Source organism: Lacinutrix salivirga, assembly GCF_053604675.1.
In genome coordinates this window covers 65,099-85,884 of the sequence record NZ_JBSHNP010000084.1, presented here as the reverse complement: position 1 = coordinate 85,884, position 20,786 = coordinate 65,099, and the positions used below count along the sequence as shown (strand labels likewise).

Genomic DNA, 20,786 nt, shown 5'->3' with positions numbered 1-20,786 from the left:
AATTTTAAATTTTTTTAAAATATTTAAAACCATGATTTACTTTTTTTCGTAAGTTTAGAAAGTTCAATGTCCCAAACATGAAACAAATCTTACTACTAACCTACCTAATTGGCTTATCTATATATGCGCAAGACCAAGCCTATAATCCTGAAAACAGTAAAGGAGAATTATACGAGTACGCTGAAATTACAGATGTAAACGACTCTTTATACACAATATCAGAACTCATTAGTGCAAATGTTAGCTATACTGCTTTAGAGAGCGACAATCAAAGTTTAGGTTTTACATCAAACCAGTTTTGGCTTCGGTTTAAACTAGAAAATTCTTCTAATAAAGCGAAAACCTATTATTTGGAAACAGCAAGGCCAGTAACAGATATAGTGAACTTATATCAAATAAGTAAAATCGATATTCAAAAGTTTGAAAGTGGCGATCAGGTTGCTTTTAATACACGCCAAGTACAGCATCGATCTTCTATTTTTAAATTAGAAATTGCAGAGAACACCACTCAACAAGTGTATTTAAACTTAAGCAGTGATGGCGAAACTATAAACATACCTCTAAAATTATATAATGAATCTGCCTTTTGGATGATGAATTATAAACAACAATTATTTTTAGGATTATTTTATGGTCTTCTATTTTTAGCAGCACTAATTTATTTGTTTTTCTATAGTAGTCTTAAAGAAAAAACATTTTTATATTACAGCTGTTATGTGTTTTCAATAGCATTAATGCAAGCGGCTTTAGATGGTTTAATTTTTCAATATATACTTCCAGAATCTGGCTATTTAAATAGTAGAGCAGTATTAATTACAGCCTTGTTTTCTAATTTTTTCCTATTAAAATATTGTGAGTATTTTTTAAAAGTCCCTATACAGTTGTCTAGTTTTAAAAAAGCATATAATGCCATATATATAGCTATTGCAGTTTTATTTACTATGGTGTTTGTTTCGCCACAAACTATGCAATACGTCTATCCTATTAGTAATTTAAATGGACTTTTAAGCCTTGTATTAATTTTAGTTACTGTATTTACAATGCGCTACAAACGGATTTCCATAGACGGTTATTTTTCATTTGGAATTTTATTTTTAGTCATTGGATTAGCAGGTTTTGTAATGAATAATTTAAGCTTGTTACCTAATAATTTTTACACTTTAAATAGTGCAAAATTTGGGATTGGATTCGAAGTTATTTTCTTGTCTTTATCAATGACTAACCTCATTAGAAATTTAAGAGAAGAAAAGGAAACCTCTCAAGAATTAGCATTAACAAGATCACAAGAAATAAGTAAATTAAAAACCTATTTTATGTCCAATATGAGTCACGAACTTAGGACACCTATAAATGCGATAATGGGAATTGCAGAAACAGAATTAAGTAAACAATCTACAAAAGAAGAACGACAACAATACGAAATTATAAAAAATGCATCCTTAAGTTTATTAAGTAATGTAAACGATATTTTAGATTTTGAACAAATAGAAAAAAACGAGTTAAAACTCCAAAAAGAAGACTTTAATCCATCTATTGCTTTAAACGAAATTAGTAATAATTGGAAAGTCGAAGCTCATAAAAAAGGATTAAGCTACACGTTTGAAATGGATTATGATATTCCAGTAAAATTAAGTGGCGATAATGAACGTTTTGTACAAATAATAAATAACGTTTTAAGTAATGCGGTTAAGTTTACAAATGAAGGCGCAGTACATTTTAAAGTGAAATGTTTAACACAACCTAACAACATTTCGCGATTTTCGTTTCATATTTCAGATACTGGAATAGGAATGAACGAAGACATCAAAAAAAATGTATTTGATAGCTTTAATCAAATGCAAAATAACCACAAAAGAAAATTTGGAGGCATAGGCTTAGGATTAACTATTGTTAAGCATTTAGTGGCTTTATTTGAAGGGAGTTTAACTATTGAAAGTGAAGAGAACAAAGGAACAGATGTTTTTATAGACTTACCTTTAAAAGTAGTTGAAACATCTAAAATTGAGACTTATAACACACAAAGCTCAAAGTCTAAAAATGAAGAATCACACGTTTTAGTAGTAGAAGACAATATGTTAAACCAAATGGTTATGCGTAAGCTTTTAGGAAGTAATAATGCTATAAGTTTTTCGGTAGTAAATAATGGAAAAGAAGCTATAGACGAATTAAAACGTAATATTTACGACATTGTTTTAATGGATTTACAAATGCCTGTTATGGATGGATACGAAGCAACTAGAATAATACGTAGTGGCAAATTAGGAGATGCTTTAGAATCCATACCAATTATTGCAGTAACAGCAGATGCTATGCAAGAAACTAAACAAAAAGTTTTGGATTTAGGAATGAATGATTATATGACTAAGCCAATAAAAAAAGAGCTTTTATTTAAAAAAATAAACTCTTGTAAACTTAACTCTGTTCTCAAAATTGCTTAAGTAGTTGGAATGAATACAATACTTTCTAATACAACTGTTTGTAAGGCTTTTGGTAAACGTTTTTTATCCCAAGGATGCTTTGCTCCAAAAACATGATTACTGTTTGTTATAGGCAATAATGTACTATTTAAACACCAGGAATTTAAAAGTAAAGCTTCTTTGTATGTAACAGAAGGATCATCAATGGCATGAATAATTAAAAAAGGGATTTTTAAGTCTTTAACTGCGCGTTTTATATTTAATCGATTTGCATTTGCTTTAAAATCTTTATAAAACTGAAAGTTATGAGGCATCTGTTGTTTCGTTCTAGAGTTAAAAACGTATTTCACACCATTTTTTTGCCAAGCTTCTAAATCTCCAGTAGTTGCAGTTCTTTTTTCAAAATCGGCAACACTAGCCCAAGTAATTAATTGTTTTATTCTACGATCTTCACTTGCTTTTATAGCGCAAATTCCGCCACCACGAGAATGACCAATAAGTGTAATGTTGTTAGTGTCTATTTGCTCTAAATATGAGTTTTCTGAAGAAGTTACGTGATTAATAACAGCTTCTAAATCTTCTAATTCTTTACTGTAATTATTTTCGGCAAAAGCTTTTAAGTCTGGGAAATCTATAGGCTGTATAGCTGTACCTCCATTGTGAGAGAAATTAAACTTTACAAAAAAGATATTGGCTTTTAAAAACGCGTTTGCCACAATATTCCAACTTCCCCAATCTTTAAACCCTTTGTAACCATGGCAAAATATAACTAATGGTTTTAGCGCCTTGCTGTCGTTAAAAAAATAATCATAGACTATTGGCTTGTTATTTTTTCGGTTTAAAACTTGGTTTTTTAAGATCATTCTATATCTTTTTCTATAAAATCAATTTCAGGATTACAGATTTCTAAAATGAGTTTTTTCAGTTCAATTTCAAAAGCGTTAAGTATATCATTGGTTATTAAAGTGCTTTTGTTTCTGGGATTTGTTTCCTCTTTTTTAGCAAACTTTATAAATCCAGAATTTAAATTTTTAAATGAAATCACACCAGCTTCAACAGGAGCTTCAAAAGGAGTTTTCTTATTTAAAATATACGCATAAGCTAATACTTGAAAGGATTTACTGTATTTCTTATAGTCATCTGCAATAGCATCCCAATGAGTAATTTCCAAGTTTCTTTGTTCTACTTTTCCTGTTTTATAATCTATTATTCTGGTTGTACCATTATATGTGTCAATTCTATCTACAGTTCCTTTTAAATATACTGGAAAATCTAATGCTTCTAATTGAATTGGGATTATTTCTCTTTGTTCTAACGCTTCAATTTTTATAGTATTTCCTTTTTTTAAATCGTTTTTTTCTAACCTTAAAAAGTTTTTTACGTAGCGTTTGGCAATTTCAAAAATGATTAAGTTTTTTCCTTTTGCTATGTCTCCTTCTTTGTATTCTTTTTTAAAATAGAGTTCTACAGTTGTATCCACTTTTAAAACCATGGATTCTATGGTTTTAAGCGTTAAAAATTCTTTTATAAATGGAGTGTAAAGTGCTTCTAGAGTGTTATGGATTACATTTCCAAGAGTATTTGCAGCTACAGTTTCTTCTACACTATTATAATCTTCAATTTCTAAAATACTTTGGTAATAATAATCTATTGGATTTCTTATATAATTTGTTAAAGTTGATGGCGAAAACCCTCTTGCGCTTACCGCTTTAAGACGCTCTAAAACACCTTCGGTTTTGGATATTGTTGTATATTTTTTTGTGTTATATTTTGCTTCAGGAATTAGTGTTTTATGTTCAATTTTATGAATATTTTCTAACTCTAATTGATTTATAAAACGACTTTTTTCTCCACCTGTTAGCACATCAATTTCTGTATTGTAAAGCACAATTACTGTTTTTGCTCGTTGTAATAATCTATAAAAATGATAGGTATAAACGGCATCTTTTTCTTTAAAAGTGGGTAAATCGTTTTCTACTTTAACATCAAAGGGAATAAAAGAATTGTTGCTCTTTCCTGCAGGTAAAATACCTTCATTTACAGAAGATATAATTACAGTTTCAAAATCTATAACACGAGACTCCAACATACCCATAATTTGTAACCCTTTAAGCGGTTCTCCTTTAAAATCTAAAGTTTCTGAGCTTAAAAGTTCTTTATAAATTGAGTAAAACGCATTGATTGTATTTATATGTTTGTAAACTTTGTTTAGTCTGTCTAACTCATTAAATAAACTATTAAATCTGAATAAATACTCAAGTTCTAAGCGATAATTGGTTTTGTCCTGGTTAAAAAAATCTTTAATTTTAAATATTAAATCGAAGCATTTTTTTAATACCTTATTTATATTGTTTTCTATTTCTGAAAATAGTATAGTTAATACAGGATGATTGTTTCCTAAATTTAATAGCTGCTCTATGGTTATATATACTAAATTATTTCTTGTAATAGTTTCTATTATTTTTGAAGCATAGTTAATGTCTCCATTTTCTAATAGTGGTTTAATATACTCATGAGACAATATACCAATGACATCTTTGTAATAATAATTAGTGCTGTTTTTTTTATAGCTATTAAACAATTTTTCAAATAAAGATGCTAAAGGTATTGATTTTAAGGGGAAACCCATTGTCACATTTATAGCATTTATGGATTCTGGGATAGCATTTAAAACAGGAATTAATAGGTTTTCGTCACTTAGTATTACTGCTGTGTTGGTTAGTGTAGTATTGTTTTTTTTAATTTGTTTTAGTAAAGTGCCAATATATTTTGCTTGCCCTATGTTTTTCGGGATTCCATAAATAGAAATCGATTTTTTTTCTGAGTACTGTTTGCTAATATATTTAAATTCGTGATTTGCGTAATAACTCCACTTTTTTTTGTGATTTCTTATAAATAGTCCAGCATCGTGATATGGGTTTTGTAAAAACACCTCATCTATATCCCAAAATACCTCTGCTAACTCTTCCTTTAATAAATTTTGAATAATTGTGTCTTCGGCAGAGTTAAGCGCATTAAAACCAATAAATAGGTGTTTCTTACCTCTATTTGAATTAACATAAGTGTCTAGGTTTACAACTGCTTCTCTATATATTAACCCTTGATAACCAACGTGCTCTTTAAGTAATGCTTCTTTAAAAGCATTATAGTAAAGTTTAATGTTATTCCAAAACGTTAAGTAGCTCGTTATTAATTTCGAATCGCTTAGTGACCAATGGTTAATTTCTTGTATGGCTTTTAAATAATCAAAAATTTGATTTTGAGGAATTAGGTAACGATCAATTTCGTTAAAATCTTGCAACACTATTTGTGCCCATTTAGAGAACACTTCAAAAGGTTCCTGACTGTTTTTTGGAGTTAAATTTAAATAAACAGAATAAAATTTAAACAATAGCTCATTATTAGTAATTGCTTTTAGGTTGGATAAATCTTCCACAAACTCCTCAATACTTATAATTTTTGGTGCGAATTCGGTTGTGGCTATTATCTCAGAAATAGTGTGTTTTAAAAACAGTCCTGCACGCCTACTAGGAAGTATAAATGTAAATTGAGAAAGAGAGTGATGTTCTTTAAATAATTTGGAAAGCACATCATGTATAAAACTTGTCATACTATAAAAATAAAAAACGCTCCGATATTCGGAGCGTTTTTTTTATTTATTTAAACGAATTTAAAATTGAAACTTATTTTCTAAGTTTAACTTCTGTACGTCTGTTGTTTTTTCTACCAGATCTAGTTGCGTTTGAATCGATTGGGTAATCTTCTCCAAAACCTGCAGCTACTAATCTATCATCACTAATTCCATTAGCAATTAAGTAATCTCTAACAGCGTTCGCTCTTCTTTCAGATAATAACTGGTTAGAAGATTTAGAACCTACACTATCAGTATGACCTTCGATTGTGAATTTAGATTCTGGGTATTCTTTTAAGATATCTCTAATTTGACCTAATACAACGTAAGTAGTGTTTTTGAAACTTGATTTACCTGTATCAAATAAGATAGTTCTAGCATAGCTATTTAACTTATCCATAACCTCTTTAGTTGGTTCTGGAGCAGCTTCTGGACATCCGTTGTTTGCAACAGTTCCTTTAACGTCAACACATTGATCGTCTTTATCTAAAACACCATCACCATCAGTATCTGGCCAAGGGCAACCATTGTTTGCAGCAGGACCTGCTTCGTTAGGACAGTTATCTTTGCTATCTGCAACACCATCACCATCAGCATCAGGACAACCTTTTAAAGATTTAAGACCTTTTACAGTTGGACAATCATCTTGGTTATCTGGAACACCATCACCATCAGAATCAGGACATCCATTAAACTCAGCTAAACCAGCTTCGTTAGGACAAGAATCTTTTGAATCTTCAATCCCATCACCATCAGCATCAGGACAACCGTTAAACATTTCTAAACCAGGAGTATCAGGACATGCGTCATCTTTGTCGTATATTCCGTCACCATCAGTATCTTTTCCACCAAATTTAACTGAAACACCAGCAGAATGTTGGAAATGTTTTGTTCCATAATCAGCAAATGCATGCTTATATTTAGATTCAACAAATAAACCTACATTATCAGTAAACCAATATGTTAAACCTAAAGAACCGTTTAAAGTTCCAGCTCCAACATCATTCAATCCACCAGAGTTGTTGTTATTGTAAGCTCCCTCACCAATCCAAGTATAACCACCACCAACACCTAGCATTGGCTCAAGTTTGTTACTATTTATTAATTTAGCAAAACTATATCTTACGTTACCGTCAATTGCATAGTATGCTAAATCATTAACTCCTAGATCAACATCACCAGTTGGAGTAGCTCTTTGCCCCCATTTTGTTAATTTGTTGATAGAACCACCAAGTTGTACAGAAAATCCGTCACCTACATATTTAGAAACAGAAACTGTAGATAATGATGGTAAAATATTCCAATGATCCTTTGCATTAAAGAATTCATCAAAATAGTCTCCTTGTGGAGCATCTTCTCCAACTGGATAAACGTCAACTGCGTTTACACCAAAGCTAACTGCCCAAGGGTTGTTTTCGTCTTGTGCATTTACGTTACTAAAACTAAGTGCTAGCAACATTGTGAACAATAATCTGCTAAGATTTTTCATATTCAAAAGTTTAATTTTTAAGTGTTAATTAAGAAGCAAAAATAAGTTGTTATATATTATTAACAAAGACAAATATATAAAAATATTGATTATTTTAAATATTTTATGCAAGTTTAGAAAGGTTTTAGATAATATCTAGCTGTTTTCCAACCTTTATAAATGCTTCTATAGCTTTGTCTAAGTGCTGTTTTGTATGCGCTGCCGAGAGTTGTACTCGTATTCTAGCTTTTTCTTTTGGTACTACAGGAAAAAAGAACCCAATAACGTAAATTCCTTCATTTAAAAGCATATTTGCCATAGTTTGAGAGAGTTTTGCATCGTATAACATGACAGGAACGATTGCAGAATCGCCATCAATGATATCAAATCCTGCGTTTTTTAGTCCTTTTTTAAAATAATTTGTGTTTTCTTCTAATGTATCTCTAAGCGAAGTATCTCCTTTAAGCATTTCGAATACTTTTATAGAAGCACCAACTATTGCTGGAGCTAAAGAATTTGAAAACAAATAAGGTCTAGAACGCTGACGCAGCATCGCTATAATTTCTTTTTTGCCTGTAGTATATCCTCCCATTGCACCTCCTAAGGCCTTACCAAGTGTTCCTGTTATAATATCTATTCTTCCTAAAACGCCTTTTTCTTCTAAAGTTCCAATACCTGTTTCACCAATAAAACCTGTAGCATGGCACTCATCAATCATTACCATAGCATCATATTTATCTGCTAAATCACAAATTTTATCTAATGGAGCTAGTAATCCATCCATAGAAAACACACCATCTGTTACTATAATTTTAAAACGTGCTCCATTTTTATTGGCATCAATTAGTTGTTTTTCTAAATCTGCCATATCATTATTAGCATATCGATAGCGTGCTGCTTTACATAATCGTACACCATCTATAATAGAGGCATGATTTAATGAATCTGAGATAATCGCATCTTCTTTACCTAGTAAGGGTTCAAATACACCTCCATTGGCATCAAAAGCTGCAGCATAAAGGATTGTGTCTTCTGTACCATAAAAATCTGCTATTTTATGCTCTAGTGTTTTGTGAATGTCTTGTGTGCCACAAATAAAACGAACCGAAGACATACCAAAACCATGCGTATCCATCGTATCCTTTGCTGCTTGCACAACTTCTGGGTGAGACGATAGGCCTAAATAATTATTTGCACAAAAGTTTAAAACAGTTTCGCCTGTATTAAGTGTAATCTCTGCACCTTGTGGCGAAGTGATTATGCGTTCTTCTTTAAAAAGACCGTTATCTTTAATTTCTTGTAACTCTTTTTTTAAATGTTGTTTGATTGTACTGTACATATTGTTTTTTTTCAAAGTTATAACATCGCGCAAAATTTTTATTAAAGAAATTGCACTTTTATATCTTTATTAATATAGACTAAAATTTTATTTTCAACTTTATAATTCATGCTCTCCAAAGCATCTTGGTAATCTTGTAGTTGTTCTTTATATTTTGGATTACTTAATCCTGTTTTATAATCAATAATAGTGGCTTGGTTTGTATTATTGATAGCTAATCTGTCTGGACGAACAATTTTTCCGTTTTTACTAATAATATCACGCTCATTATATATGGTATAGTTAGTTGTGTAAAATGAATGAAGCTCTGGATGTTTTATAATACTATTAATTGTTTGATTTAACTGTAGTTTTTGTGCTTCATTTATAATCCCTGTAGTTAAAAATTGAAGCAGAGCAGATTCAACATCATTTTCAGTTTCAATAAGCGTCATTATATCGTGTATTAAGTTTCCTTTTTCTAAAGCGTCTTCTTGTAATGTGTCCCAAAGATATCCAGATGTAGTTAGTATATTAATATTATGCGCTTCTTTTGGAGTAGAAATAAATTCATTATGGACTAACGTTTCCTTTTCGTTAGGTTCGCTTAGCGTTATTTTTTTTGGGTTTCCAAAGGAATAGATAGTTTGCGAATCATTATAATGTTGGGTTTGTTGAAGGTATCCAATAAATAAACCAGCATACGTTTTTTTGTTAACTTCTCCTTTAGCCGAAATATCTAATTTAGAGATAATATGTAGTTGTTCTACTGCTCTTGTTAAAGTAACATAGAGTAGATTTATGTTATCTAACTCCAACTCGGATTGGTGTTTGTTATAAATCTCCTCTCCAAGAGTTCCAAAATGTTCAAAATCTTTATTATAATTTAATAAGGTGTGTGGAAATTGATTAAAGTCTTCTTTAATAAGCGGAAACCACTCTTTTGGCTCTCGTTCCCTATAAATATCTAAATCTGCAAACGGAAAAATAACTACTGGAAATTCTAACCCTTTAGATTTATGAATAGTCATTATTTGCACAGCGTCTAACCCTTTTGGTGTTACAATGCTTAAACTCTCTTTTTTGCTTTCAAAATAGCTAATAAAACCAGAAAGATCTGCGTCTTGTTTTTGAGAATATTCTAATATAAAATCTAAATAAAATTGAATATATGCATTGGAAGTGGTTACTAAATTAAAATGTCGCACAATAGTTTCTGCCAATTCATATATAGGAAGCTGTAGCAAGACACTTGTGGTTAAGTAAACCTCAAAAGCTTCAAATTGTTTAAGTAATTTACTAAGTGTTAGATTAATGGTGTTGGCAAAGAATTGGTGTTTATCTTCAATAGCATACTTATTTGCTATATAATTTAAAACTTTTATTTTGTTTTCGTCATCTTTAGGATGCAATAGTAGCCTTAAAAAATTGGTTATAAACCGAACCTCTTCGGAGTTATTAATTAACATCGTTTCGGAAGAGGTTATTTTAATCTCCTTTTCGCTTAAATATTGAGCAATTGCTATACCTTCTTTCTTTTTTCTAACTAAAACACAAATATCTTTTAAAGCATAGCCGTTTTTTAAACAAGTTTGTATGGTGTTAAATGCTTCCTCGACGTACATTTCTTCTCTATTATCTTCTTTAGTGATGTCTAAAAAATTAATATTTACATAACCTTCGTGTTCTAAAAAGGGGTTTTGCGATGCTGTTTGTAAGTATAATTTACTATACTCCTCATTATTAAGTGCTGTAGTTGCTAAATATTGAAATAAGGCATTATTAAAATTTACTATTTCTTTAAAGCTTCTGTAATTAGTTGGTAAATTTTCAACATCTTGTTTAATATAAAAAGGTTGCGATTTAGTAGTAAACAAATCTATAAACTGCTCTGCTTTTCCGCCTCTCCATCTATAAATAGCTTGTTTGGCATCTCCAACAAGCATTGCTGTGCCTTGCTCGTGCTTTAAACTTTCGCTAGCTAAGGCATTGTCTATTAATGGAATTAAATTTTCCCATTGTAAAGTAGAGGTATCCTGAAACTCATCTATAAAATAGTGCTTAAATTTTTCGCCTAAACGCTCGTAAATAAAAGGCGTTGGTTGGTCTTTTATTTCTTTACTTATAATCGCATTAAACTCCGAAATAAGCATTTTGTTTTGGTCTTGTTTTATAAAGTCCAATTCGGTATTAATAGCGTTTAAAACCGATAAAGGTGTTATATTTTTATAAATAGCTTTTAAAAACTTAAGGTTAAAAACAAGCGTTTTGCTGGTAATAAAAGCATCTATTAATTGTGGTTGTATGTTATTAATTATCGAGGAAATATCTGGAGTAACCCTTTTTGGATATAACGTTTCGCTAGCAAGTAAAGCTAATTGCCATTTGTTTTCAAAATTTAAATTAAAATCTTTAGAGGCTAATTTCTGGAAATGCTTTGGTAAATAACTACTAGAAAAATCATTATACTGCAAGCCACACTCCTCAATTAACGTTAGTGTAGCTTCTGCTGTTTTAACTATAGCAGCTTCATTTGTATTAATTTTTTTAATCACTAATGTTTTTAAAGTTTTAAAATCATCTAGTGTTTTGTCCTTTATGGCCTGTAAATAAGGAATGTCGTTTTCATTTACCAATAATTTGGCAATTATATTAAGGTCAAAGGTAATGTCCCAACTTTTATCATCATCGGCTTTTTCAATAGCAAAATCTACCAAAACCTGAGTTAATTCTTTATTTGTGCCAGCTTTTGCAATTAAACTATCTACAGCTTCATTTAATAAAGAGTCTTGGTCTAGCTCCACTTCAAAATTTAAAGGCAGTTTTAAGTCGTAAGCAAAAGTTCTAATAATTTTATGTGTAAAGCCATCGATTGTAGAAACATCGAAAGCCGCATAATTGTATATTATGCTGTTTAAAATTTTCTTGGATTTAAGATGAAGTATTTCAGACTCCAATTCTAATTCCTCACTAATAGCAGCAAACATAGAGTTTGGCGTTTTTAAAATAGAAGGGTTTGAAAACTCTTTGAGTGTCTCAATTATACGCTCTTTCATTTCACCAACCGCTTTATTGGTAAACGTTATAGCTAGGATATGTTTGTAATAATCGTCTTTACTGGAATTAAAAAGTATTTTCAAATACTCTTTAACTAATGTAAAGGTTTTTCCGCTTCCTGCTGAAGCATTATATATTTTAAAATAAGAAGTTACCAAACAAGAAAATTTTCATACCAAAATAAGGAATCTTAATAGTTTATTAAGAAAATTTGGTAAGGAATATTGTAAATTTGATAACAAAGAAAATATTAACCAAAAAAACACACTAATTATGGCTTTTGAATTACCAAAATTAAAATATGAATATGATGCTTTAGAACCAAATATCGATGCGCGCACAATGGAGATTCATCATACTAAACATCACCAAGGATATACAAATAAATTAAATGCTGCTATTGAAGGCACAGATGCAGAAGGAAAAACTATTGAAAATATCTTAACAAACTTAGATATGGACAATAAAGCGGTAAGAAATAATGGAGGAGGTTTTTATAACCACTCTTTATTTTGGGAAGTAATGAATCCAGAAGGAAAAGGACGTTTGTCTGGAGATTTAAAAGATGCAATTGAATCTGCTTATGGTTCATTCGATGCTTTTAAAGATGCTTTTAGTAAAGCTGCAGCTACACAATTTGGATCTGGTTGGGCTTGGCTTTGTGTACATAAAGGTGGTAAAGTAGAAGTTTGCTCTTCGCCAAACCAAGATAATCCATTAATGCCAGGAGTAGGCTGTGGAGGCACACCAATTTTAGGATTAGACGTTTGGGAACATGCTTATTATTTAAATTACCAAAACAGAAGACCAGATTATATTGAAGCATTTTTTAATGTAATTAACTGGAATGAAGTTGAGCGTCGTTATGCCGAAGCAAAATAAAAACAACTTACTATGATATAAAAAGAGCCTGTTAGACATGTCTAATAGGCTCTTTTTTTTTAGGAAATTATATTAAATAAAAAAGGTGAACAGATGTTCACCTTTTTTGCCCCAAATCTACCATGAACTTAACCTACTTATGTTATGGTAAGCTCAAATATAACTAAGATTTTCTTTAATTATTGTAAAATTTAGTTAAAGTGCTTAAAAAAGTCGCTTAAATGAGTGGTTTTAAGGAGTTTTTATGTTTTTATAATTAGTATGTATAAAAAAAGCCGAACCTAAGTTCAGCTTTTTTTGCCCCAAATCTACCATGAACTTAACCTACTTATGTTTATGGTGAGACCAAATTATGTTTAATTATTATACTTATATATTTTATTAGATTAACAGTTATAAAATAAGTTTAACTGTATATTAATAAGCACGCTCATTATTTCCTTCATAGAAATTTATAAATGCCCTGTTTACTACTCTATTTCCTCCAGCTGTTGGGTAATTTCCTGTAAAATACCAATCTCCTAAATGATTCGGACAAGCTTTATGTAAGTTTTCTACAGGTTGAAATATTATTTTCACTTCAGCATTTACAGCATCATCACTTAATAATTCAGAAATTTTATCTGAAATCTCTTCATCTGTAAAAGGATCATATAATTCTTTTACAAAATTCTTTACGTTTTTATCTTTAAGATTTATTTGTTCTTTACACTTTTTATAGACTTCTTCAACCATGTGGTATTTGTTGTTGTCTTTTAATAAAGCAAGCATTGCTCTAAAAGCTACCAAACCTTCCAGTCTAGCCATATCAATGCCATAACAATCTGGATAGCGAATTTGTGGAGCAGAAGAAACCACCACAATCTTTTTTGGGTGTAATCTATCCATCATTTTTATAATACTCTTTTTTAGAGTAGTTCCTCGTACAATACTATCGTCAATAATAACAAGGTTGTCTGTTGGCTTAATAACACCATAAGTAACATCGTAAACGTGTGCCACTAAATCATCTCTACTGCTATCTTCTGTGATAAAAGTTCTTAACTTGACATCTTTAATAGCAATTTTTTCAATTCTTGGTCTTTCAGATAAAATATCTATAACACGTTCTTTAGATAGTTTTCCGCCACCACTTAAAATGGCTTTTGTTTTTTCTTGGTTAAGGTGGTCTTCTACAGACTCTATCATTCCAAAAAATGACGTTTCGGCAGTATTAGGAATATAGGAGAAAACCGAATTTTTAGTATCATTATCAATAGCCTCTAAAACTTTTGGCATTAATAATTTTCCGAGTTCCTTACGTTCTTGATAAATTTCGGCATCACTTCCTCTAGAAAAGTAAATGCGCTCAAAAGAACACGATTTACGTTCTAAAGGTTCTAGTATTTTATGGATGGCTACTTCACCAGATTTTTTTGTGATAATTGCATGACCAGGCTCTAATTCTTTAACAGCGTCAAAAGCTACATTAAACACGGTTTGTATTACTGGTCTTTCTGATGCGACAACAACTACCTCATCATCCTGATAATAAAAAGTTGGCCTTATTCCTGCAGGATCACGTAAAACAAAAGAATCTCCATGGCCTAAAAGACCAGCCATTGCATAACCACCATCCCAATTTTTTGCAGCTTTTTTTAATATTTTTGCAACATTTAAACGTTCTGCAATTAATGGAGAACATTCGTTTTTATTGTATCCTTCCTTTTTTAGCTTTTTATAAATTTTACTAACAGAGTCATCTAAAAAATGACCAATTTTTTCCATTATAGTAATGGTGTCTGTATATTCTTTTGGATGTTGACCAAGATCTACTAAGTTTTTAAATAACTCTTTTACATTAGTCATATTAAAGTTTCCTGCAAGAATCAGGTTTCTGTGCATCCAATTGTTTTGTCTTAAAAAAGGATGTACACTTTCTACGCTATTTTTACCAAAGGTGCCATAACGTACATGGCCTAAAAGTACTTCGCCTATATATGGAATGTTTTGTTTTTGAAGCTCCACATTATCTTTGTATTCCGGATGCTCTGTGAGTTCTTTATTTATCCTGTCGTTTATTTGCGCAAAAATATCCTGAATAGGTTGCTGTGCAATAGAGCGTACTCTACTAATATAGCGTTCACCAGGATTGACATCTAACTTAATACTTGCAAAACCAGCTCCATCTTGTCCGCGATTATGCTGTTTTTCCATTAAGAGGTACATTTTATTTACACCATAAAATGCTGTACCATATTTTTTTTTGTAAAATGATAAAGGTTTTTTTAATCTAATAAGTGCAATTCCGCACTCATGTTTTAAAGCATCACTCATTGTTGTTGTGTTGTGAGTTGTTGAATAATAACAAAAATATATATTCTTAAGGATTCTGAAATTAATTCAGAAAAAAAACGCGCTCAAATATTTGAGCGCGTTTTTTATTATTTTATTTCAATTTCAAATTGTGTTAAGTTTTTAAACTGCTGCAAGCGCTCAAATATTTCATCATCGGTTAACGTTAGCATACGTTCTGTTCCAAATTTTTCGACACAAAACGAAGCGAGTACAGAACCATATATAACAGCCTTTTTCATGTTTTCAAAAGAAATGTTTCCTGTTTTTGCAATGTAACCCGCAAAACCACCTGCAAAAGTATCTCCTGCTCCTGTTGGATCAAAAACCTCTGCTAGTGGCAAAGCTGGAGCATAGAACATATTGCCTTCACTAAATAATAAAGCACCATGCTCTCCTTTTTTAATCACTACATATTTTGGACCCATTGTATGAATTTTTTTAGCAGCATTTACTAAAGAATATTCTCCAGATAACTGTCTTGCTTCTTCATCGTTTATGGTAATAACATCTACATTTTTTAATACTGCTTTTAAATCGTCCATAGCAATATCCATCCAGAAATTCATAGTATCTAAAATAGCCAATTTCGGTTTTTTAGACATTTGATCTAGCACACTTTGTTGTGTTAAAGGATGTAAGTTGCCTAACATCACAACATCTGCATCTTTATAACTTTCTGGCACAACAGGAGTAAAGGTTTCAAGTACATTTAACTCTGTTGCTAAAGTATCACGAGAATTCATGTCGTTGTGGTACTTTCCACTCCAAAAGAAAGTTTTTCCATCTTTTACAATTTCTATACCTTCTATACTTACTTTTCTTTCGGTTAAAAGATCTAGATATTCCTGAGGGAAATCTCCACCTACAACTGATACAGCTGCGGCATCCACATTATCAAAATTGGCTGCAGAAAAACCTATATACGTAGCTGCTCCACCAAGAATTTTATCGGTTTTCCCAAAAGGTGTTTCAATAGCATCAAAAGCTACAGTTCCTACAATTACTAATTTACTCATAAAGTACTTTAAAATTTAGTGCAAATATAGGTTTTTTAGTCACTATTTTTTCATTTTACTTTTGGAAAAATATCAAAGTATTTAATTTTGTTATTTATTACAATTCGCTAATTAAATTAACATTTTCACTATTAGTCTAATTATTTTAAAAATTATATACGGAGAGAAAACCGCTAAAACCTTTTAATCAATGATTAGAAAAATATTTTCGTAATTTATACGTATATTTAACGTAAATATTACGAATTATGAAAACTACTACAAAGAGAAAAGAAGTACTTTTAAGTGATGAAGCATTGCGTTTATTAGAGTTTAAGGCTCAAAAAGCAGGCAGGTCACTTAAAAATTATATGGAATTTGTACTTAATCAAGATGCCTTTGCTTTTGAACCCTCTGAAGAATATAAAGTTATGATGGATAAAATGATAGAAAATCATAATAAAGGTGAAACCAATTATTTGAGTGAATCAGAATTTCGGAAAAGAACTATAATATAATGAAATATACTATTCGATTTCTAGAAAATAGTTTACACGATTTTAATAAAGGTATTGCTTATTATAAAATAGTTTCAGAGGATTTATCTGAAAAGTTTTTTAATGAATTTTGGATTTCTGTCGAAAAATTAAAAGAAAACCCAATTGCTTACCAAACTAGATACTTAAATATTAGAATTATTCAAGTACAAAAATTCCCTTTTACTATTCATTTCTTTGTAGAAAAAGATATTATTTATGTACAAAGAGTGCTTCATGATAAGGGCTTATATTAATCTACTTCCTCCCAAAATCTGCTGGTATTTCTCCCCAAGCTTTAGTTTCCCATTTAACAATAGTAGTGTTGTAATCATTCTCTTTCAACCACTTTACTGCACGATCTACCAAATCGTAAACAGGTTTGTTTTTTGCGTTGCGCTCTAATTTACTATTGCATGTTTTTTTACGAACCCAACTCATAGCAGTTTTAGAATCCGTGTATATAATACGATTGCTATTGTGTTTTTTTAAAAAACTTAATCCATGTACCAAAGCTAAAAATTCACCAATATTATTAGTGCCTTCCTCAAAAGGACCTTGAATAAACAATTGCTTTTTAGATTTTGTATCTACACCACGATATTCCATAATGCCAGGATTACCTGACGAAGCAGCATCTACAGAAATGGAATTATAATTGGGTTGTCCAATTTTTTTAAGTTGCTCTTTAGTAAGTTCGCTTTTAAACGTTTTGTTTTTTCCTATATAATCAAAATAATTACCTTTTAAAGCCGTTTTTGCAGCTTCAAAAGTGGCAAACGATTTGTATTGCGCGCCTTCATAGTCTTTAATTTGAGCTTTACAATCGTCCCAAGTTTCAAAAACTCCTGTGTGGTGACCTTTCCAAACTGTATAATATTTTTTCTTTTTTTTTGACATAAACTATTATAATATCAAATATATTCGTTTTCTGTCATTCAGAGCGATAGCGAAGAATCTTTTTCTTCATATAATATTGAGATTCATCAGTTGTGCCTCCTTCTGAATTTCAAAGTTCTATTTGTTTAATAATTCATCTACCACCTCAGGAAAATGTTTCATTTCTAATTTATGAATCTTTTTTGCAACATCTTCAGCAGTATCTGAGGCTAAAACCTTACATTTTGCTTGAAAAATGATAGTTCCTTCATCATAATGTTCATTTACATAGTGAATTGTGATGCCAGTTTCATTTTCTTTTTGTTGTACAACAGCTTGGTGAACATGCATACCATACATGCCTTTTCCACCAAATTTAGGAAGCAAAGCAGGATGTAAATTAATGACTTTATTCGGAAAAGTTTTTAGGATATTCTCTGGAAATTTCCATAAAAAACCAGCCAAAATTATTAAATCTGGCGTGCTAGATTTTAAAATATTAAGCACATGCTCTGTTTGAGTAAACGCTATCTTATTGAATGTTAATGCGCTAACATTCAGTTTTTTACAACGTTCTAGCACTTTGGCACGAGGATTGTTACTTAGTACTAGAATGACAGAAGCATTTTCTCTGTTGTGAAAAAACTTAATTAAATTTTCAGCATTAGTTCCACTTCCGGAAGCAAAGATTACAATACGTTTCATTTACAGACAAAAATGTTAATTTATTCGAACAAAAAAAAGAATAATAATTAACAATTAACGAGTAAAAATCAAATACTTCAAGCTTATTTTAGTAAATTACAAGCACATTTTTAAACTAAAAGTGTATTTTACAATAAAGTTTTTTATTTTTGCTCACTAATTAAAACTTAAAATTAAAAAAATTATGTCAGACATTGCATCAAGAGTAAAAGCGATTATCGTAGACAAATTAGGAGTTGATGAAAACGAAGTTGTAACTGAAGCTAGCTTCACAAACGATTTAGGAGCGGATTCATTAGACACTGTAGAATTAATAATGGAATTTGAAAAAGAATTTGATATTCAAATCCCAGACGATCAAGCAGAAAATATCGCAACAGTTGGTCAAGCTGTATCTTATATCGAATCTGCTAAATAAGCATTAAATTTATGGAACTTAAGCGAGTTGTAGTAACAGGTTTAGGCGCTTTAACACCAATTGGAAACACAATTGATGAGTATTGGAATGCTCTAATTAGTGGTAAAAGTGGTGCTGCACCAATAACTTATTTTGATACTGAAAAGTTTAAAACAAAATTCGCTTGTGAACTTAAAAATTTCGTAGCTACAGATTTTCTAGATAGAAAAGAAGCACGAAAAATGGACAGATTTACACAATACGCAATGGTCGCATCTGATGAGGCCATTGCTAATTCCAAATTAGATCTGGACACAATTAACAAATTACGTGTAGGTGTAATTTGGGGAGCAGGAATAGGTGGCTTGGAAACGTTTCAAAACGAAGTTTTAAACTTTGCAGAAGGCGACGGAACACCACGTTTTAACCCATTTTTTATCCCAAAAATGATTGCAGATATTGCACCTGGTAACATTTCTATTAAACATGGATTTATGGGACCAAATTACACAACAGTTTCTGCTTGCGCATCCTCTGCAAATGCAATGATAGACGCTTTAAACTATATACGTTTAGGCTATTGCGATGTTATTGTTACAGGAGGAAGTGAAGCAGCAGTAACTATTGCAGGAATGGGTGGATTTAACGCCATGCATGCCTTATCCACTAGAAACGACAGTCCAGAGACTGCCTCTAGACCTTTTGATAGTACTAGAGATGGTTTTGTATTAGGCGAAGGCGCAGGAGCAATTATTTTAGAAGAATATGAGCACGCAAAAGCAAGAGGTGCAAAAATTTACGCAGAGGTTTTAGGAGGAGGTTTATCTTCCGATGCTTACCACATGACAGCTCCACATCCTGATGGAATTGGTGTTGTTGCAGTTATGCAAAACTGTTTGGAAAATGCAGGTTTAAAACCAGAAGATGTCGATCACATTAACACACACGGAACTTCAACACCATTAGGTGACGTAGCAGAACTTAAAGCTATTAAAGAAGTATTTGGTGATCATGCAAAGCATATTAATATTAATTCTACCAAGTCTATGACTGGCCACTTGTTAGGAGCAGCTGGAGCTATTGAGTCTATTGCTGCTATTTTAACAATGGAACATGGTATTGTACCACCAACAATTAATCATACGACTGTTGATGAAAATATTGATTCAGAATTAAATTTAACGTTAAATCAACCACAAAAAAGAGACGTTAAAGTAGCCATGAGCAACACCTTTGGATTTGGTGGACATAACGCTTGTGTATTATTCAAAAAATTAGATTAAGCCATTTGAATGAAATAAATCTTCATAATACTATATCTTTAGATTTATTACATCTGACTTTTTATAAATATTAGTACATTTCAGATGAAAAACATTCGCAACATATTTGGTTCTCGCTCAAAACAAAGCGGGAATTTTATTATGGTGTTAACTCAAATATTAGGCTTTACACCAAAGACCATAAATTACTACAAAACAGCATTTACACATCGTTCTATGAATAAAAAGGACGACGAAGGCAATACCATTAACTACGAGCGTTTAGAGTTTTTAGGAGATGCTATGCTTGGCGCTGTAATTGCACATCATTTATATATTGAAGTCCCAAGTGGAGACGAAGGGTATCTCACTAAAATGCGCTCTAAAATAGTAAGTAGAGAACATTTAAATGATTTAGGTAAAGACCTTAAACTTATAGAACATGTAGAAAGTAAAATCCCAAAGGGACAATTTGGAGATAATATACATGGCAATTTATTTGAAGCTTTAGTTGGAGCCATATATTTAGATAGAGGCTACAAGTATTGCGAAAAATTTATTTATAAGAAAATAATTATTCCATACGTAGATATAGAAAAACTAGAAGGCAAAGTCATTAGCTATAAAAGCTTATTGATAGAATGGTGTCAAAAAGAAAAAAAGACCTTTAATTTTAATGTTTATGAAGATACTGGTAACGATAACATGAGACATTTTTCGGTAAAACTATCCATAGACGACAAAATTGTAGCAAAAGCCAGAGCAACTTCTAAAAAGAAAGCAGAAGAAAAAGCAGCAAAACGCGCTTTTTTTGTATTCCAGAAACAAATTGATAAAGCCAATTAGAAAAAACACCATAGAATAAGTAAAACTACATCGTTTTCGTAGTTTTTTAGTGTTAA

At 31.0% G+C, this 20,786-nt stretch carries 16 protein-coding genes; 7 read left to right on the top strand and 9 right to left on the bottom strand.

The features are described 5' to 3' along the window. Positions 1-77 precede the first annotated feature (77 nt). A complete protein-coding gene (locus ACVC5O_RS03775; protein WP_452220132.1) occupies positions 78-2,438 on the top strand; it encodes a 7TM diverse intracellular signaling domain-containing protein in 2,361 nt (786 codons plus the stop codon). Here ACVC5O_RS03775 and ACVC5O_RS03770 read toward each other — a convergent pair. The 5 genes from ACVC5O_RS03770 to ACVC5O_RS03750 form a co-directional block, all read right to left on the bottom strand. After that, positions 2,435-3,280 (bottom strand): alpha/beta hydrolase family protein, encoded by an 846-nt coding sequence (locus ACVC5O_RS03770; RefSeq protein ID WP_452220131.1) that lies wholly within the window; start codon positions 3,278-3,280, stop codon positions 2,435-2,437. The genes ACVC5O_RS03775 and ACVC5O_RS03770 overlap by 4 nt on opposite strands. Continuing rightward, on the bottom strand, positions 3,277-6,027 hold the full coding sequence (locus tag ACVC5O_RS03765) for a PD-(D/E)XK nuclease family protein (protein WP_452220130.1): 2,751 nt from the start codon (positions 6,025-6,027) through the stop codon (positions 3,277-3,279). The genes ACVC5O_RS03770 and ACVC5O_RS03765 overlap by 4 nt, the downstream gene beginning before the upstream one ends. A 73-nt stretch (positions 6,028-6,100) precedes the next feature. Continuing rightward, positions 6,101-7,537 carry an OmpA family protein gene (locus ACVC5O_RS03760; protein WP_452220129.1) on the bottom strand — a complete coding sequence of 479 codons (1,437 nt, stop codon included), beginning with the start codon at positions 7,535-7,537 and terminating at the stop codon, positions 6,101-6,103. A 124-nt stretch (positions 7,538-7,661) separates the two neighbouring features. After that, a complete protein-coding gene (gene kbl / locus ACVC5O_RS03755; RefSeq protein WP_452220128.1) occupies positions 7,662-8,855 on the bottom strand; it encodes a glycine C-acetyltransferase in 1,194 nt (397 codons plus the stop codon). Positions 8,856-8,896: 41 nt separating this feature from the next. After that, positions 8,897-12,049 (bottom strand): UvrD-helicase domain-containing protein, encoded by a 3,153-nt coding sequence (locus ACVC5O_RS03750; protein WP_452220127.1) that lies wholly within the window; start codon positions 12,047-12,049, stop codon positions 8,897-8,899. A 115-nt stretch (positions 12,050-12,164) separates the two neighbouring features. Between ACVC5O_RS03750 and ACVC5O_RS03745 the strand changes: the two genes are divergently transcribed. Further along, positions 12,165-12,773, top strand: coding sequence for a superoxide dismutase (locus ACVC5O_RS03745; protein ID WP_452220126.1), 609 nt, complete (start codon positions 12,165-12,167; stop codon positions 12,771-12,773). 417 nt (positions 12,774-13,190) lie between these two features. On the opposite strand, the gene ACVC5O_RS03740 is transcribed toward ACVC5O_RS03745, so the two are convergent. Continuing rightward, positions 13,191-15,089 carry an amidophosphoribosyltransferase gene (locus ACVC5O_RS03740; protein WP_452220125.1) on the bottom strand — a complete coding sequence of 633 codons (1,899 nt, stop codon included), beginning with the start codon at positions 15,087-15,089 and terminating at the stop codon, positions 13,191-13,193. Positions 15,090-15,196: 107 nt separating this feature from the next. Next, a complete protein-coding gene (locus tag ACVC5O_RS03735; protein ID WP_452220124.1) occupies positions 15,197-16,126 on the bottom strand; it encodes a PfkB family carbohydrate kinase in 930 nt (309 codons plus the stop codon). A 248-nt stretch (positions 16,127-16,374) separates the two neighbouring features. Here ACVC5O_RS03735 and ACVC5O_RS03730 point away from each other — a divergent pair, with 248 nt between their 5' ends. Together ACVC5O_RS03730 and ACVC5O_RS03725 are read left to right on the top strand one after the other, a co-directional pair. Then, entirely contained in the window at positions 16,375-16,623 is a 249-nt protein-coding gene (locus ACVC5O_RS03730; RefSeq protein WP_452220123.1) for a hypothetical protein, read from the top strand. After that, positions 16,623-16,898 carry a hypothetical protein gene (locus ACVC5O_RS03725; protein ID WP_452220122.1) on the top strand — a complete coding sequence of 92 codons (276 nt, stop codon included), beginning with the start codon at positions 16,623-16,625 and terminating at the stop codon, positions 16,896-16,898. The genes ACVC5O_RS03730 and ACVC5O_RS03725 overlap by 1 nt, the downstream gene beginning before the upstream one ends. Position 16,899: 1 nt before the next feature. Here ACVC5O_RS03725 and ACVC5O_RS03720 read toward each other — a convergent pair whose 3' ends face one another. Beyond that, complete coding sequence (locus ACVC5O_RS03720; RefSeq protein WP_452220121.1) at positions 16,900-17,541, bottom strand: ribonuclease H1 domain-containing protein; 642 nt, start codon at positions 17,539-17,541, stop codon at positions 16,900-16,902. 117 nt (positions 17,542-17,658) lie between these two features. Beyond that, complete coding sequence (purN, locus tag ACVC5O_RS03715) at positions 17,659-18,225, bottom strand: phosphoribosylglycinamide formyltransferase (RefSeq protein ID WP_452220120.1); 567 nt, start codon at positions 18,223-18,225, stop codon at positions 17,659-17,661. A 184-nt stretch (positions 18,226-18,409) separates the two neighbouring features. Between purN and ACVC5O_RS03710 the strand changes: the two genes are divergently transcribed. The 3 genes from ACVC5O_RS03710 to rnc all read left to right on the top strand — a co-directional run bounded on the left by ACVC5O_RS03710 (position 18,410) and on the right by rnc (position 20,730). Further along, positions 18,410-18,643 carry an acyl carrier protein gene (locus ACVC5O_RS03710; protein ID WP_452220119.1) on the top strand — a complete coding sequence of 78 codons (234 nt, stop codon included), beginning with the start codon at positions 18,410-18,412 and terminating at the stop codon, positions 18,641-18,643. 11 nt (positions 18,644-18,654) lie between these two features. Continuing rightward, the gene (fabF, locus tag ACVC5O_RS03705) at positions 18,655-19,905 is read left to right on the top strand and encodes a beta-ketoacyl-ACP synthase II (RefSeq protein WP_452220118.1); all 1,251 of its coding nucleotides are present in this window, start codon (positions 18,655-18,657) and stop codon (positions 19,903-19,905) included. Between the two features lie 84 nt (positions 19,906-19,989). After that, the gene (gene rnc, locus ACVC5O_RS03700; protein ID WP_452220117.1) at positions 19,990-20,730 is read left to right on the top strand and encodes a ribonuclease III; all 741 of its coding nucleotides are present in this window, start codon (positions 19,990-19,992) and stop codon (positions 20,728-20,730) included. Positions 20,731-20,786: the final 56 nt, after the last annotated feature.